General features: G+C 63.4%; 13 protein-coding genes. 5 read left to right on the forward strand and 8 right to left on the reverse strand.

Annotated features, from left to right (window positions below; all coding sequences use genetic code 11):
- The 5 genes from ehuD to ehuR all read right to left on the reverse strand — a co-directional run bounded on the left by ehuD (nt 1) and on the right by ehuR (nt 4,837).
- A complete protein-coding gene (gene ehuD / locus ACFFNA_RS31435) occupies nt 1-660 on the reverse strand; it encodes an ectoine/hydroxyectoine ABC transporter permease subunit EhuD (protein ID WP_378923671.1) in 660 nt (219 codons plus the stop codon).
- 16 nt (nt 661-676) lie between these two features.
- Nucleotides 677-1,336, reverse strand: a complete 660-nt coding sequence (gene ehuC, locus ACFFNA_RS31440; protein WP_378923672.1) for an ectoine/hydroxyectoine ABC transporter permease subunit EhuC — start codon at nt 1,334-1,336, stop codon at nt 677-679.
- A 168-nt stretch (nt 1,337-1,504) separates the two neighbouring features.
- Entirely contained in the window at nt 1,505-2,356 is an 852-nt protein-coding gene (gene ehuB, locus ACFFNA_RS31445) for an ectoine/hydroxyectoine ABC transporter substrate-binding protein EhuB (RefSeq protein ID WP_378923673.1), read from the reverse strand.
- A gap of 126 nt (nt 2,357-2,482) precedes the next feature.
- Entirely contained in the window at nt 2,483-3,274 is a 792-nt protein-coding gene (gene ehuA / locus ACFFNA_RS31450) for an ectoine/hydroxyectoine ABC transporter ATP-binding protein EhuA (RefSeq protein WP_378923674.1), read from the reverse strand.
- 177 nt (nt 3,275-3,451) lie between these two features.
- Nucleotides 3,452-4,837, reverse strand: a complete 1,386-nt coding sequence (gene ehuR / locus ACFFNA_RS31455) for a MocR-like ectoine utilization transcription factor EhuR (RefSeq protein WP_378923675.1) — start codon at nt 4,835-4,837, stop codon at nt 3,452-3,454.
- An 83-nt stretch (nt 4,838-4,920) separates the two neighbouring features.
- On the opposite strand from ehuR, the gene ACFFNA_RS31460 reads away from it, so the two are divergent.
- From ACFFNA_RS31460 to ACFFNA_RS31480, 5 genes are all read left to right on the forward strand, one after another.
- Nucleotides 4,921-5,412, forward strand: coding sequence for an Lrp/AsnC family transcriptional regulator (locus tag ACFFNA_RS31460; protein ID WP_378923676.1), 492 nt, complete (start codon nt 4,921-4,923; stop codon nt 5,410-5,412).
- 232 nt (nt 5,413-5,644) lie between these two features.
- The gene (locus ACFFNA_RS31465; protein WP_378923677.1) at nt 5,645-7,138 is read left to right on the forward strand and encodes an NAD-dependent succinate-semialdehyde dehydrogenase; all 1,494 of its coding nucleotides are present in this window, start codon (nt 5,645-5,647) and stop codon (nt 7,136-7,138) included.
- A 30-nt stretch (nt 7,139-7,168) separates the two neighbouring features.
- The gene (locus ACFFNA_RS31470; RefSeq protein WP_378923678.1) at nt 7,169-8,548 is read left to right on the forward strand and encodes an aspartate aminotransferase family protein; all 1,380 of its coding nucleotides are present in this window, start codon (nt 7,169-7,171) and stop codon (nt 8,546-8,548) included.
- Between the two features lie 18 nt (nt 8,549-8,566).
- Complete coding sequence (locus tag ACFFNA_RS31475; RefSeq protein ID WP_378923679.1) at nt 8,567-9,679, forward strand: alcohol dehydrogenase family protein; 1,113 nt, start codon at nt 8,567-8,569, stop codon at nt 9,677-9,679.
- 208 nt (nt 9,680-9,887) lie between these two features.
- Nucleotides 9,888-10,553, forward strand: a complete 666-nt coding sequence (locus tag ACFFNA_RS31480) for a YjbE family putative metal transport protein (RefSeq protein WP_378923680.1) — start codon at nt 9,888-9,890, stop codon at nt 10,551-10,553.
- A 53-nt stretch (nt 10,554-10,606) separates the two neighbouring features.
- Here ACFFNA_RS31480 and curA read toward each other — a convergent pair whose 3' ends face one another.
- From curA to ACFFNA_RS31495, 3 genes are all read right to left on the reverse strand, one after another.
- Nucleotides 10,607-11,632, reverse strand: a complete 1,026-nt coding sequence (gene curA / locus ACFFNA_RS31485; protein WP_378923681.1) for an NADPH-dependent curcumin/dihydrocurcumin reductase — start codon at nt 11,630-11,632, stop codon at nt 10,607-10,609.
- Nucleotides 11,633-11,657: 25 nt separating this feature from the next.
- Nucleotides 11,658-12,980: an LLM class flavin-dependent oxidoreductase gene (locus tag ACFFNA_RS31490; RefSeq protein WP_378923682.1), complete on the reverse strand. Its 1,323-nt coding sequence runs from the start codon at nt 12,978-12,980 to the stop codon at nt 11,658-11,660.
- Nucleotides 12,981-13,388: 408 nt separating this feature from the next.
- Nucleotides 13,389-14,408 carry an isopenicillin N synthase family dioxygenase gene (locus ACFFNA_RS31495; protein WP_378923683.1) on the reverse strand — a complete coding sequence of 340 codons (1,020 nt, stop codon included), beginning with the start codon at nt 14,406-14,408 and terminating at the stop codon, nt 13,389-13,391.
- Nucleotides 14,409-14,630 lie beyond the last annotated feature (222 nt).

Genomic DNA, 14,630 nt, shown 5'->3' on the forward strand with positions numbered 1-14,630 from the left:
CTACCTCTCGATCTTGCCGTAGCGGCGTTCCAGCCAGCGCACCAGCACGACCGAACAAAGGCTGATGGCAAGGAAGAAAGCACCCACCAGCGTGATCGGCTCGATATAGCGATAGTAGGTGTTGGCGACGCTTTTCGCCTGGTTCATCAGTTCCAGCACGGTGATCGCCGACAGCAGCGGCGTTTCCTTGAACATGGCGATGAAATAATTGGCGAGCGCCGGGATCATCGGTGGGATGGCTTGCGGAATGATGATGTGGGTCCAGGTCTGCCTGGCGTTCAGATTGCACGCCTTGGCCGCCTCCCACTGACCGCGTGGCACATTCTCGATGCCGGCGCGATAGACTTCCGCTGTGTAGGTGCCGTAGTGCAGCCCAAGCCCGATGACACCGGCGACCAGCGGCGGCAAAAGGATGCCGATGTCGGGCAGCACGTAGAAGATGAAATAGAGCTGCACCAGGAGCGGCGTGCCGCGGATGAACTCGGCGAGGAAACCGACAGTGCGCGACAAGGCCTTGTTGGGCGAGCGGCGCGCCAGCGCGATGCCCAGCCCGACGATTGCCGCCAGCACCGAGCCGAGCAGCGTTGCCAGGATGGTGATCTTCACCCCCTGGATCAGCGTCGGCATGATTTCCCGGACGAAATTCCAATCCCATTCCATCAGCAGACTCCGACCATCAGACGCGCACTCCGTCGAGGCCGCGCGCCATGCGGCGTTCCAGCGAGCGCACGCCCCACGAGATTAGCAGGGCGAGGATGAAATAGATGATCAGGATGGTGGTGAACGGAACCATGGTGTTGCCGGTCTGCGAGCGCACCACCTGCGCCTGGAAGGTCAGATCCGCCAGTGAGATCAGCGAGACGACGGCGGTCGCCTTGAGCAGTTCGATGGCATTGTTGCCGAACGTCGGCAGCATCACCAGCAGCGCCTGCGGCAGGATGACGTGGCGCATGCCTTGCCAGCGGCCGAGATTGAGTGCGATGCAGGCCTCGTATTGCTCACGGCCGATCGACTGGATGGCGCCGCGCACCACTTCGGCGGCATAGGCGCCGACATTGAGGCCAAGCGCCAGCACGCCGGCCTGCAACGGCGTCAGCGATATGCCGGCCAAGGGCAGCACGAAATACGCAAAGAACAGCTGCACGAAGATCGAGGTGCCGCGAAAGAATTCGATATAGACGGTGGCCAGCGCCCGCAGCACGAAGAAGCGCGACAGCCGCCCCATGCCGGCGAGAAAGGCCATGATCAGGGCAAGCACCGACCCCATCAGCGTCAGCTCGATGGTGACAAGCGCTCCCTGCAATATCAGGCCGAAATAGCCGGACCACTGGGTCATAAATTCGAAGTTCCAACGTTGGTTTTAGGCTCCTTCTCCCCGTTCACGGGGAGAAGACGCCGGCAGGCAGATGAGGGGCAGCGCGAACCAACCAAAGTGTGGTGCTGCCCCTCATCCGTCACTTCGTGACACCTTCTCCCCGTGAACGGGGAGAAGGAAAAGGAGCGCCTACTTCGCTGCGCAGAGCTTGTCGCGCGTCGTCGACATCGCCGCTGCCGCCGAGAAGCCATAGGGCTCGATGATCTTGGCGAATTCGCCCGACTTCTTCAGCTTGGCCAGCTCGACGTCGAAGGCGTCGCGCAGCGCCTCGTCACCTTTCTTGAAGGCGGCGCCGTCGCAATAGACCGGTGCGCCCTGCACGGGAGCGATGACTTCGAGGTTCGGATCGGCGGCTTTCTTGACCAGGTCATTGATCGACAGGACCGGCAGCGAATAGGCGTCGATGCGGCCGTCCTGCAGCATCTTCACGCCACTCTGGCCATCCGGCACGACGATGACGCGTTCGCGCGGCACGCCGGCATTGAGCGCCAGTTTCTCCTCGGTGCCGCCGCCCGGTGCGCCGATCGTGGCGGTCGCATCCTTGGCGACATCCTCATAGCTCTTGAAGCCTTTCGGATTGCCCTTCTTGACCAGCATCGCCTCGGCGTCACACAGAACCGGCTCCGAATAGGCGACGGCGGCGCAACGCTCCGGCTTCATGAACAGGCCGGCGGTGACGACGTCGAAGCGGCCGGCCTGCAGGCCGGGGATCATGGCGCCATACTCGGAGATCGAGGCGACGATGTCGGCGACGCCGAGCCGCTTGAAGATCTCGCGCGCCACATCCGGCGCCGCGCCCGAAACCTTGCCGTCGGCGGCGACCGCCGTATAGGGCGGCTCGTTGGCGATGGCGACGCGGGCAAAGCCCTGCGCCTTCAATTGTTCGAGCTTGCTGTCGTCGGCCGAACCGACGCTCGAGGCGCCCAGCACCGCCGTCAGTGCAAGGCCGGCGACGCCAGCCAGAATGCCAAGTTTCTTCATTGTTCCCAACTCCTTGTTTCGTGTCTTGCTTTTGTTGTGGGCGGCGTTTCCGCCCTTGAGGACGGCGTTGCCGCCGGTTTCTGGTTTACTTACGGGACGGCTTCGCCGCCCCGGGGGGCATGACGGTCAGACGCGATGTCCGGCCGCGATGATCTTCTTCAGGAAGCCTTGCGTGCGCTCCTGCTTGGGATTGCGGAAAATCTCGTCGGGCTTGCCTTCCTCGACTATCCGGCCGCGATCGAAGAACAGCACCCGGTCGGCGAAATCGTGGGCAAAACCCATCTCGTGGGTGACCAGCAGCATGGTCATGTCGGTCTCGGCGCAGAGCCGCCACAAGACGTTGAGCACCTCCTCGACCAATTCCGGGTCGAGCGCCGATGTCACCTCGTCGAACAGCATGATTTTCGGCTGCAAGGCGAGTGCGCGAGCGATCGCCACGCGCTGCTTCTGGCCGCCGGACAGCTGCGCCGGCATCGCCTTGGCCTTGTCGGCCATGCCGACCATGTCGAGCAGTTCCATCGCCCGCTTCTCGGCGGCGGCGCGCGGCATGCCCTTGGTCAGCATCGGCGCCAGCGTGACGTTGTCGATGACGCTCTTGTGCGGAAACAGGTTGAACAGCTGGAAGACCATGCCGATCTTCTGGCGCATCCTGGCCAGGTGCCGCTCGTCGGCGGGCAACAGCTGGCCATTGCGCTCCATGTGGTATAGCTGCTCGCCATCGACCTGGATGTGGCCGGCATCGATGCGCTCGAGCGTCATCAGGATGCGCAGGATCGTCGTCTTGCCCGAGCCGGACGGGCCGATCAGCGCCAGCTTCTCGCGCGGCATGACCTGCATCGACAGGCCGTCCAGCACCTTGAAGCTGCCGAAGCTCTTCGAGATGCCGTCGATCTTGATGATGGGCGCTGATGCGGACAAATGAATTTCCCCGTGCTGGAGAAGCCTGTGCCATTAACGATGCGGAACCCGCCAAATCATGTCAATTGGAAAAATAATATCATGACAATATTTATGATTCCGCACAATTTGGGAGCACTCCCGGCTGGCTGTGCATGCCGTTATCCCAAAACCGCTTCGCACTTTTGGGCGGCATTCTCATATCGCGAGCAGCAGATGCTCCGGGTCGCCAAGCAAAAGCTTGGTGACAACGCCGAGGCCGGCGCGCAGTTCCCCCTCGGTGGTCGAGCCCAGCGAGATGCGCACCGCCGGATGCCATGGTGCGTTGGAGATACGGAAGGAGGTGCCCGGCGCGATCGCCACGCCTTGCAAGCGGGCCTGGGCGACAAAACTGTCCTCGGCGCGGTCGGCGGGCAGTTGCAGCCAGACATGCAGCCCGTCGCGCCGGGCGCGATAGTCGACACCTGCCAGCACCTCCGCCGCGATATCCTGCCGCCGCCGCAATGCCGCGCGTTGCCAGTGGACGAGTTCCATCGCCGTGCCGTCGGTGACCCATTTGGTGGCGATCTCGGCCACCAGCGGCGTCGCCATCCAGTTCGAGACCAGATGCCGGTTGGCGACGGCGGCGACATAGCGGTCAGGCGCGGCGAGATAGCCGATGCGCAGGCCGGGCACGGTGATCTTGGTGAAGGAGGTGACGTAAAGCGTGCGCTCCGGCGCAAAGGCAGCGACCGGCGGCGGCCGGTCCTCGACAAGGGGCCCGAGCACATCGTTCTCGATGATGGCGATGTCGTGCTTGCGCGCCACCGCTGCGATCTGCTCGCGCCGTGTGGCATCCATCAGCGTCGCGGTCGGGTTGATCACCGAGGGTTGCACGAAGACGGCGCGGATGTCGGAAAGCCGGCAGGCCTCGTCCAGCGCTTCCGGTATCAGGCCGTTGCCGTCGATCGGCAGGCCTTCGAGGTTGAAGCCGAGATAGCGGGCGAGCGGCACCAGCGTGTGGTGGCCGATCGCTTCGGTGGCGACCGTCGAGCCGGGCGGCGCCACGCTCATCAGCGCCACCGTCATGCCGGCGGTGGCGCCATTGGTCAGGCTGATGTTTTGCGCGGAGGTATCGAGCCCGCACAGCTTCAGCCATTCCACAGCCACCGCGCGGTGGCGCGGAAACACCATGTTGGGCCGGAACGACAGCGCCGAACTCGGCGGCAGGTTTTCGGCCAGCCAGCCCAGCGCCTGCTTCAGCCGCTCGAGATGCATCGGTTCGCAGACCGGCTTCAGGATGGAGAGGTCGATGACCTCGCCAAGACGCTCCGGCAGGTACGGCGGCTCCGGCTCGCGGCGCTGCGTCTGGACGAAGCTTCCGCGGCCGATCTCGCCCGAAATCAAGCCGCGCCGGATCAGTTCCTCATAGGCGCGGCTGACCGTCTGCACCGAAAGCTTGAGGTCGTCGGCCAGCCGGCGATGGGTCGGCAGCCGCGCGCCATTGGCCAGGCGTCCGTCATGGATGGCGCGCGCGAACTGGTCGGCCAGCGACTGATAGGCCGGCCGCCGGATGAGCGCGGGATCGGGTTGCCACAATGTCATGACTTATTAGAGATCGAAATCAGTGCAATTGACAATCGAAATAATGCACCGTCATGGTGACGTCGACGAAAAAGTGGACGCTGATGACCGCTGCGAAACTCGACCCGATCGACCTGAAAATCCTCGACGCCATCCAGCGCGACGGACGCATCACCAAGCTGGCGCTGGCCGAACAGGTCGGGCTGTCGCCGACACCGTGCTGGATGCGGCTGCGCAAACTGGAAAAGGCCGGCATCGTCTCGGGCTATCACGCCAGGATCGCCATGCGTGTCGTGGCGCCAGTCGCCACCGTGCTGATGGAGGTGACGCTGGCCAGCCACCGCCAGGCCGATTTCGACCGCTTCGAGCGTGTCATCCGCGACATTCCCGAGATCGTCGCCTGCTGGTCGGTGGGCGGTGGCGTCGACTATGTGCTGAAGGTGATGGCGCGCGACATCGACGCCTATCAGCGGCTGGTCGATGGCTTGCTTGACCGCGAAATCGGCATCGACCGCTACTTCACCTACATCGTCATCAAGACGGTGAAGGACGAGATCGCGCTGCCCATAGCCGACCTGTTGCCGGCGTCGCCTTAGAGCAATTCTAGGAAAAGTGTGTAGCGGTTTTCCGTCCGGAATTGCGTCAAAGCAAAGAGATAGAGCGGTTCGGCGTTTCCGTGAAACGATGAACCGATCTAGAGCCGGAGAGATCGCCTGCCGGGGCGGCACAATTGAGAGAGTCTCTCTACGGGCCGGCATCCAAACAGCCTCTCTGTCTGCATAGGGCGGATAGTCTTCCCGCATCAGTCCGAACCGGGAGGCATCGATCATGTCCGCGCATTTCGCTCGCTCGCATCGCCACGAAGCGCTCGATCGCTTGGCCGACCGCCGGCTGCTGCGCGAACTCGCCTATGTCGATGGTCACTGGACGGCGAGCGAGGCGGCGGAAAGTTTCGAGGTCACCGACCCGGCCACCGGCGCCACTGTCGCTTTCGTCGCCGCGCTCGATAGCAAGCAGACGACAAGAGCGATCGATGCCGCCGCGCGCGCCTTTCCGGCCTGGCGGGCGCTGTTGCCGCAGGAGCGCGCAAAAATCCTGCGAAAATGGTTCGAACTGATCATCGCCGCGAAGGACGACCTCGCTCTGCTGATGACGCTGGAACAGGGCAAACCGCTGCAGGAGTCACTAGGCGAGATCGACTACGCCGCCTCCTTCGTCGAATGGTATGCGGAAGAAACAAAACGCCTGAACGCCGAGAGCGTCACCAGCCATCTGCCGGGTGCGGAAATGATGGTGCGGCGTGAGCCGCTCGGTGTCGTCGGTGTCGTCACGCCATGGAATTTTCCGTCGGCGATGCTGACCCGCAAGGCGGCCGCCGCCCTTGCCGCCGGCTGCACCATCGTCGCGCATCCGTCCTCGGAAACACCGCTGTCGGCGCTGGCGCTGGCCGAACTCGGCGAGCGCGCCGGCCTGCCCGCCGGCGTCTTCAACATCGTCACCGGCAAGGCCGCGACGATCGTCGGCCGGATGTGCGAAGACCCGCGCGTCCGCGCCATGAGCTTCACCGGCTCGACCGAGATCGGCAGGCTGATTGCCGCGCAGAGTGCGCCGACGATGAAGCGGCTGGTGATGGAGCTTGGCGGCCATGCGCCGCTGATCGTCTTTGCCGACGCCGATCTCGACAGAGCGGTGAGCATTGCCATCGATGCAAAATTCGCCACGTCGGGCCAGGACTGCCTCGCCGCCAACCGCATCTATGTCCAGCGCCCGATCTACGATCGCTTCTGCGCGGCTTTTGTTAGGCGCATCGCGGCGCTGCGGACCGGCAATGGCCTTGCTCAGGAAATCGACATCGGGCCACTGATGCATGAGCGGGCGATCAAGAAGATCGAGGAACAGGTCGCAGACGCGCTCGCCCACGGCGCGCGCTGCCTCACGGGTGGCGGGCGGCATCAAGCCGGCCCTTTGTTCTACCAGCCGACGCTGCTGGCCGATGTCACTGACGAGGCGCTGATCATGCGTGAGGAGACCTTTGGCCCAGTCGCCGCCGTGACGCCGTTCGACAGCGAGGACGAGGTGATCGCCCGCGCGAACGCCACCGAATATGGCTTGGTCGCCTATGTCGTGACCGAGAACGGCGCCCGCCAGCAGCGCATGGGCCGCGCGCTCGACTACGGCATGGTTGCCATCAACCGCGTCAAGATCACCGGCGCGCCGATCCCGTTCGGCGGCGTCAAGCAGTCTGGCATCGGCCGCGAAGGCTCGCGCCACGGGCTCGAAGCCTTCACCGATCTGAAGTATCTCTGCCTGGACATCGCATAGATCCGTCCGGCCATCCTCAAGGAGTCAAAAATGCTCGACCAGTCCAACGAACTCGCCGCCTGGGATCGCGACCACTTCTTCCATCCCTCGACGCATATGGGCACGCACGCACGCGGTGAGAGCCCGACACGCATCATGGCCGGCGGGGAAGGCGTCACAGTCTGGGACAACAATGGCAAGAAGAGCATCGATGCCTTCGCCGGCCTCTATTGCGTCAATGTCGGCTATGGCCGCCAGAAGATATCAGACGCCATCGCCGCCCAGGCGAAGAACCTCGCCTATTACCACGCCTATGTCGGTCACGGCACCGAGGCCTCGATCACGCTGGCCAAGATGATCATCGACCGCGCGCCGCAGGGCATGTCGCGGGTCTATTTCGGCCTCTCCGGCTCCGACGCCAACGAGACCAACATCAAGCTGATCTGGTACTACAACAACGTGCTCGGCCGGCCGGAGAAGAAGAAGATCATCTCGCGCTGGCGTGGCTATCATGGCTCGGGCGTGATGACCGGTTCGCTGACCGGGCTCGACCTCTTCCACAACGCCTTCGACCTGCCGCGCGCACCGATCCTGCACACCGAGGCGCCCTATTATTTCCGTCGCGCAGACCGCTCGATGGGCGAGGAGCAGTTCTCGCAGCATTGCGCCGACAGGCTCGAGGAAATGATCCTGGCCGAAGGGCCGGAAACCGTCGCCGCTTTCATCGGCGAGCCGATCCTCGGCACCGGCGGCATCGTGCCGCCGCCCGCCGGCTATTGGGAGAAGATCCAGGCGGTGCTGAAGAAATATGACGTGCTGCTGGTCGCCGACGAAGTGGTGACGGGCTTCGGCCGGTTGGGCACCATGTTCGGTTCCGACCACTACGGCATCAAGCCGGACCTGATCACCATCGCCAAGGGCCTGACCTCGGCCTATGCGCCGCTGTCGGGCGTCATTGTCGCCGACAAGATGTGGCAGGTGCTGGTGCAGGGTTCCGACAAGCTCGGCTCGCTCGGCCATGGCTGGACCTATTCGGCGCATCCGATCTGCGTTGCCGCCGGTGTGGCCAATCTCGAACTGATCGACGAGATGGACCTGGTGACAAATGCCCGTGAGACCGGTGCCTATTTCCGTGCCGAACTGGCCAAGGCCGTAGGCGGCCACAAGAATGTCGGTGACGTGCGCGGCGACGGTATGCTGGCAGCGATCGAATTTGTCGCCGACAGGGACGACCGGGTGTTCTTCGACGCCTCGCGGAAGATCGGGCCACAAGTGGCGACAGCACTTGCCGCGAGCGGCGTCATCGGCCGCGCCATGCCGCAAGGCGACATTCTCGGTTTCGCACCGCCGCTCTGCCTGACGCGCGAGGAAGCCCACATCGTCGTGTCGAAGACGGCGGATGCGGTGAAGAGCGTGTTTGCCAATCTCTGAAATCGACTTGTGAACGCCATGACCAAAACCCTCCCCGCCACCATGGCCGCCGTGCTGCTCACCGGGCACGGCGGACCGGAAAAACTCGTCTACCGCAGCGATGTGAAAGTGCCCTCACCCGCATCAGGTGAAGTGCTGGTCAAGGTCAGCGCGTGCGGCATGAACAACACCGATGTCTGGGTCCGCCAGGGCGCCTATGGCACGGAAGAGGACGCGGCGGCGGTGTCGACCTGGCGGCGCCAGGGCAACACGCTGAGCTTCCCGCGCATCCAGGGCACCGACACGGTCGGCACCATTGTTGCCGTCGGCGAGGGCATAGCGGATGCCCGCATCGGCGAACGGGTGATGGTCGATTTTTCCATCTACAACCGCGACGACGATTCCCTCGCAGACATCGACTATATGGGCCATGGCCGCGACGGCGGCTACGCCGAATACCAGGCCGTGCCGGCCGAGAACGCGCATGTCGTCGACACCGAAATGAGCGACATCGAGCTTGCCACCTTCTGTTGCGCCTACCTCACCGGCGAGCAGATGCTGGAACGTGCCGCACTCAAGGCCGGCGAGCGCGTGCTGGTCACCGGTGCCTCGGGCGGCGTCGGTTCCGGCATTGTGCAACTGGCACGGGCGCGCGGCGCCATTCCCTATGCCGTCGTCGGCAAGGGCAAGGAGCAGGCGGTGCTCGACATCGGCGCCGAGGCTGTCATTACCCGCGGCGTCGCCGACTTGCCGCAAGCGGTGGCCGAGGTGACCGGCGGCCAACCGATCGACGTGGTGGCCGACCTCGTCGGCGGCGCCATCTTCAACGACCTGTTGCGCATCCTGCGACCCGAAGGCCGCTACACCACGGCCGGCGCGATCGCCGGCCCGGTCGTCCAGCTCGATCTCAGGACCATGTATCTCAAGCAGTTGCAGTTGCATGGCTCGAGCCAGGGCACGCGAACGGATTTTCGCCGCATCGTTGGATACATCGAGGCGAAAAAAATCCGGCCGCTGGTCGGTGGCGTCTACAAGCTCTCCGATTTCCACCATGCGCAAGCGGATTTCATCGCCAAGGATTTCGTCGGCAAGCTGGTGGTGGTGCCGGACGCCATGTGGAAGAACGGGGCGGCGCCGGAGAGCGCCCGATAGGGATTGCGCCGATCACGGCGATGGCTGGCTGCCAGATCGACCTGGAGCTGCCATCGTCGCGTCAACGCGCTCTGTTTGGCGTCCACTTCGGTGGCCACGGCCCACCCCTATCTTCCCGGACGCGAAGCCCCATATCCATGGTACGATCCACGCTCTTGCTGAGCCCTGCCGGGGCAAGGAAAAGTGCGAACGACAGGGACTCTACCGGATGCCCTTTGGGATCGACCAGGCGACGATCACCGCCTATCTGGAAGTCATCACCATCAATCTCGTTCTGTCAGGCGACAATGTCGTGGTGATCGGCATGGCCGCCGCCGGCCTGGCAGAGGCGCTGCGCCAGAAGGCGATCATCGCCGGCATCGCCGCAGCTTCTGTCATCCGCATCGTCTTTGCCGTGGTTGCGGTGCAATTGCTGGAAATCCCGGGCATCATGCTTGTCGGCGGCCTGCTGCTGTTCTGGGTCTGCTGGAACATGTTCGGGGAATTGCGATCCGCCGGCGATGCCGATGACTGGGATGGTGCAGACGCCGATCCCTCCACGGCTACTCTTGCGGCGAAACGACCGGCCAAGGCGCTGCGCACCGCGATCCTGCAGATCGTCGTCGCCGACGTTTCGATGTCGCTCGACAATGTGCTCGCCGTGGCGGGTGCTGCCAGCGACGACATGGATGCGCTGGTCTTCGGTCTCATCCTGTCGGTGGTCCTGATGGCGGTCGCCTCGACGCTGGTGGCGGCGCTGCTGGCCAGATATCGCTGGATCGGCTGGCTCGGCCTTGCGGTCATTGTCTATGTTGCGGGCAGCATGGTGCTGGATGGCGTTGAGCAGTTGAAAGCGGTCGATTACGGAAGCCTTTTTTCGAGGGCGTCGAGCTAAAGTATCCGTGCCGGCCAAGGAATGAGCGGAACCCATCCTCCTGGGCAACGCCCTCAAGGAATTCCGGCGACCCGCACGATGAGCTTGCCGAAATTCTTGCCCTCGAGAAGGCCAAGGAAGGCCTGCGGCGCGTTCTCTATGCCATCGACGATATCCTCCCGGTATCGAACCTGCCCGGATGCTATCCAGTCGGCCATATCGCGGTAGAAGGCCGGACGCTGGTCGACAAATTCACGCTGGATGAACCCTCGGATCGTCAGGCTGCGGCGGAGGACTTGCTGCATCAGCGTCGGCAACCGGTCGATGCCGGAATCCGCGATAACGTTGTATTGTGCGATCAGCCCACAGACCGGCACGCGGGCAAAATCGTTCAACAATGGAAACACCGCATCCCAGACAGGACCGCCGACGTTTTCGAAATAGATGTCGATGCCATCGGGGCAGGCCGCCTGCAACTGCTCGGCAAAATCATCTGCCCGGTGATCGACGACCGCATCGAAGCCGAGTTCGTCTCGCACGAAAGCGCATTTTTGGGCGCCGCCAGCAATGCCGACCGCACGCGCGCCCTTGATGCGGGCGATCTGGCCAACCGCTGATCCGACCGCGCCGCTGGCCGCCGCCACGACGACCGTCTCTCCAGGCTTTGGCTGTCCGATCGTGAGCAAGCCGGCATAGGCGGTGAAGCCCGGCATGCCGAGCACGCCGAGTGCCGTCGTCACGGGCACCGCCGCGGGGTCGAGCTTGCGCAGCCCGACACCGTCGGACAGCGCGAAACTCTGCCATCCGGAGTGGGACAGGACGATATCGCCTTCAGCAAACTCCGGGTGGCGGGATCTGACGACGCGCGCAACGGTGCCGCCTTCCATCACAGCGTCGATCTCGACCGGCTTGGCATAGGATTTGGTGGCGTTCATGCGCCCGCGCATATACGGATCAAGCGACAGATAGAGCATCTGCAGCAGCAGTTCGCCCTCACCCGGCTGGACAATTTCAACCGTCTCAATGCGAAAATCGCCGGGCTTCGGCCGGCCTTGTGGCCGCGCCGCGAGCACGATACGGGTGTTTGCCTGGGTCGACATTGGAGACCTCGCTGCGAAGAACGCTCTACTCGAAAAACCGGTTGGGCGGCCGCTTCAGGCCAAGATTCTCGCGCAATGTCGATCCCTCATATTGCCGCCTGAAGATGCCTCGCCGCTGCAACTCAGGCACGACCTTCTCGACAAAGTCGTCAAGCCCGGCAGGCAAATGGGGAAACATGATGTTGAACCCGTCTGAGCCCTCGGTGACCAGCCATTCCTCCATCTCGTCGGCGATTGTTTCAGGCGTGCCGACGAAAGCAAGGCCGGAATAGCCGCCCAGCCTCTGTGCAAGCTGCCTGACGACCAGGTTCTCCTTGCGCGCCAGTTCGATGACACGCTCGCGGCCGCTTTTGCTGGCGTTGGTTTCGGGGATTTCGGGCAACGGCGCGTCAGGGTCAAAACCGGATGCGTCATGCCCGATCGCGATCGACAGCGAGGCAATGCCGCTCTCGTAGTAGACGAGGCTGTCGAGCTTGGCCCGCTTCTCCTGCGCGTCCGCGACGCTGTCACCGACGACGACGAAGGCGCCGGGCAGGATCTTGATGTCGTCACGCGAGCGGCCGAGCTTTTGCGCACGACCCTTGACGTCGGCAAAGAAACGCTGGCCCGCCGCGAGATCGGCATGCGCGGCGAAAATCACTTCCGCCGTTTCCGCCGCCAGTTGCCGCCCCGCCTCCGACGCGCCGGCCTGGACGATGACCGGCCAGCCCTGAATCGGCCGGGCGATGTTGAGCGGCCCGCGCACCGAGAGGTGCTCGCCCTTGTGATCGAGCACATGCAACCTGGCCGGATCGAAATAGAGCCCGCTTTCGGCATCGCGGATAAAAGCATCGTCGGCAAAGCTGTCCCACAGCCCAGTGACGACGTCGTAGAATTCCCGCGCCCGTCGGTAGCGCTCGTCATGCTCGACATGCTCGTCGAGGCCGAAGTTCAGCGCCGCATCGGGGTTGGATGTGGTGACGATGTTCCAGCCGGCGCGGCCGCCGCTGATATGGTCCAGCGAGGCGAAGCGGCGCGCGATGTGATAGGGCGCGTCGAACGTCGTCGATGCAGTCGCGACCAATCCGATATGATCGGTGACGGCGGCCAGCGCCGACAGCAGCGTGAACGGCTCGAACGACGTGACCGTATGGCTGCGCCGCAGCGCCTCGATCGGCATGTTGAGAACGGCCAGATGGTCGGCCATGAAGAAGGCGTCGAACTTCGCCGCCTCCAGGGTCTGGGCGAAGCGCTTCAGATGCGCGAAATTGAAATTGGCGTCGGGATAGGCGCCCGGATAGCGCCAGGCGCCGGTGTGCAGGCTGACGGGGCGCATGAAGGCGCCAAGCCGCAATTGTTTCTGTGTCATGAAAGTCGTTCCGACTGATCGATATTATCGAGCGCCATCGCTCGAATCCTGGTCTCTAGGATCGGACGGGCCGCCCAACTCGGGAAGGTATTCTGTTGCGCCGCGCCCGGCTTTTGCAGCATTCCGTTTTGCGCCGCCCTGGACCACAGCACAAAAAATGGCCGGGCGCGAATGCGGCCCGGCCAAAAGAAGGTTCAAACCTTCAGAGGGGAACACCGCTCAGCGGAATGGGAGGAGACCACCGAACGATTTTACCTGTTTGAGCTTATTTCAGCGGCTTGGCGACGAATGACGTTCCAAAGAACGGGCAAAACGGCGAAAATCTGTTCGGCATTGCGCTAATTTTTTGTTTTTATGCATGTCGTTCTCCCAAAACCGGGACCACTTTTGGGCGACATGCATAAGGCTTCACGGCCGCACCGCTGCGGTCTGGAGAAGATCGGTATAGTGGCGGCGCGCCACGTCGGGATGTGAACGCAGACGACTTTTCAGGACATTGGTGCCGACATCGCGAAACAATGGGTTGTCCGGATCGCTTGCCGGTCCGCGTGCCTCCGCCGCCAGTTCCTCCGGCAAGTTCAGCAGCGGTATGGTCGCATCCAGCCGCGCGCTGAAGAAGAAGGGAACGGAAATCCGCTCGACGCCGGCAGGCGGCGTCACGACGCGGTGAACGGTTGCGCGCAGATAGCCATTCGATGCCAGTTCGAGCAGTTCGCCAATGTTGACGACCAGCGTTCCGGGGATCGGGTCCACATTCACCCAGCTGCCGTCATATTCAACCTGCAGCCCCTTGTTGTCGTCCTGCAGCAGCAGGGTCAGGAAGCCGCCATCCTTGTGTGCGCCGACACCCTGGTCGCCATCCGTCGCGTGACGCCCGGGATAACGCACGATCTTCATCCGATGGTTGGGCGAGTCCCTATAGATCGCGTCGAAGGCGTCCTCGGGCTGATCAAGCGAAAGCGCGAAGGCTTTCAGCAGCCGGATCGCCACCGCCGTAGCCCTGGTCTGCCATGCCAGCAGCGCCGGCTTGAGGTCGGGCAGTGCCGAGGGCCATTGGTTCGGTCCTTGCAGCCGTGTCCAAGGCGCAATTCCCGGCCCTTGCGGTATGGGCTGGCGCTCGACGCCGATGTCGAGTTGCTCACGCCAGTCGGCGGCGCCCCTGGTCAGCTCACCGCCGGCGCGCGTGTAGCCGCGAAACTGCGAGGACTTGACCATTTCGATCGCCAGCTTGTCGGCCTCCGGCAACGCGAAGAACCGGCGCGAGGCATCGAGCACTTCATCGGTCTCCGAGGCCGAAATTCCGTGGCCGCTGAGATAGAAGAAGCCGACGTCCCGGGCCGCCGTGCGCAGGTCCAGGAGAAAGGTGCGATGCTCGGACGCTCCTTGTTCGAGACGGCTCAGATCAAGCACCGGGACAATTCTGGGCATGGTCAGGTTCCTTCTTTTCCCCGCCCTTGCCTAGGAGAAGTAGAAGCGACCATTGGCAAGCATCCCGGGCACGGATCGTGCATCCAAGGTGACACGCAGGGCCTGCCGATCAAAGCAACGGACACTCCAATCTGGGCCGAATAGAAGAAAGCCAGCGCTGCATATTGTGGCCAGGAGGCAAATAATATCCCCAACGGATATTCTAAAATCGGAGGTGTTTGT

The sequence above is a fragment of the Mesorhizobium kowhaii genome, from assembly GCF_042431665.1.
Taxonomy (GTDB): Bacteria; Pseudomonadota; Alphaproteobacteria; order Rhizobiales; family Rhizobiaceae; genus Mesorhizobium; species Mesorhizobium kowhaii.

Excerpts from the sequence above, each read along its gene's own strand:
- ACFFNA_RS31460 (WP_378923676.1), top strand. The coding sequence starts at position 4,921 with ATGACCGCTGCGAAACTCGACCCGATCGACCTGAAAATCCTCGACGCC.
- ehuR (WP_378923675.1), bottom strand. The coding sequence starts at position 4,837 with ATGACATTGTGGCAACCCGATCCCGCGCTCATCCGGCGGCCGGCCTAT.
- curA (WP_378923681.1), bottom strand. The coding sequence starts at position 11,632 with ATGTCGACCCAGGCAAACACCCGTATCGTGCTCGCGGCGCGGCCACAA.
- ACFFNA_RS31490 (WP_378923682.1), bottom strand. The coding sequence starts at position 12,980 with ATGACACAGAAACAATTGCGGCTTGGCGCCTTCATGCGCCCCGTCAGC.
- ACFFNA_RS31470 (WP_378923678.1), top strand. The coding sequence starts at position 7,169 with ATGCTCGACCAGTCCAACGAACTCGCCGCCTGGGATCGCGACCACTTC.
- ehuB (WP_378923673.1), bottom strand. The coding sequence starts at position 2,356 with ATGAAGAAACTTGGCATTCTGGCTGGCGTCGCCGGCCTTGCACTGACG.
- ehuD (WP_378923671.1), bottom strand. The coding sequence starts at position 660 with ATGGAATGGGATTGGAATTTCGTCCGGGAAATCATGCCGACGCTGATC.
- ACFFNA_RS31480 (WP_378923680.1), top strand. The coding sequence starts at position 9,888 with ATGCCCTTTGGGATCGACCAGGCGACGATCACCGCCTATCTGGAAGTC.
- ACFFNA_RS31475 (WP_378923679.1), top strand. The coding sequence starts at position 8,567 with ATGACCAAAACCCTCCCCGCCACCATGGCCGCCGTGCTGCTCACCGGG.
- ACFFNA_RS31465 (WP_378923677.1), top strand. The coding sequence starts at position 5,645 with ATGTCCGCGCATTTCGCTCGCTCGCATCGCCACGAAGCGCTCGATCGC.
- ACFFNA_RS31495 (WP_378923683.1), bottom strand. The coding sequence starts at position 14,408 with ATGCCCAGAATTGTCCCGGTGCTTGATCTGAGCCGTCTCGAACAAGGA.
- ehuC (WP_378923672.1), bottom strand. The coding sequence starts at position 1,336 with ATGACCCAGTGGTCCGGCTATTTCGGCCTGATATTGCAGGGAGCGCTT.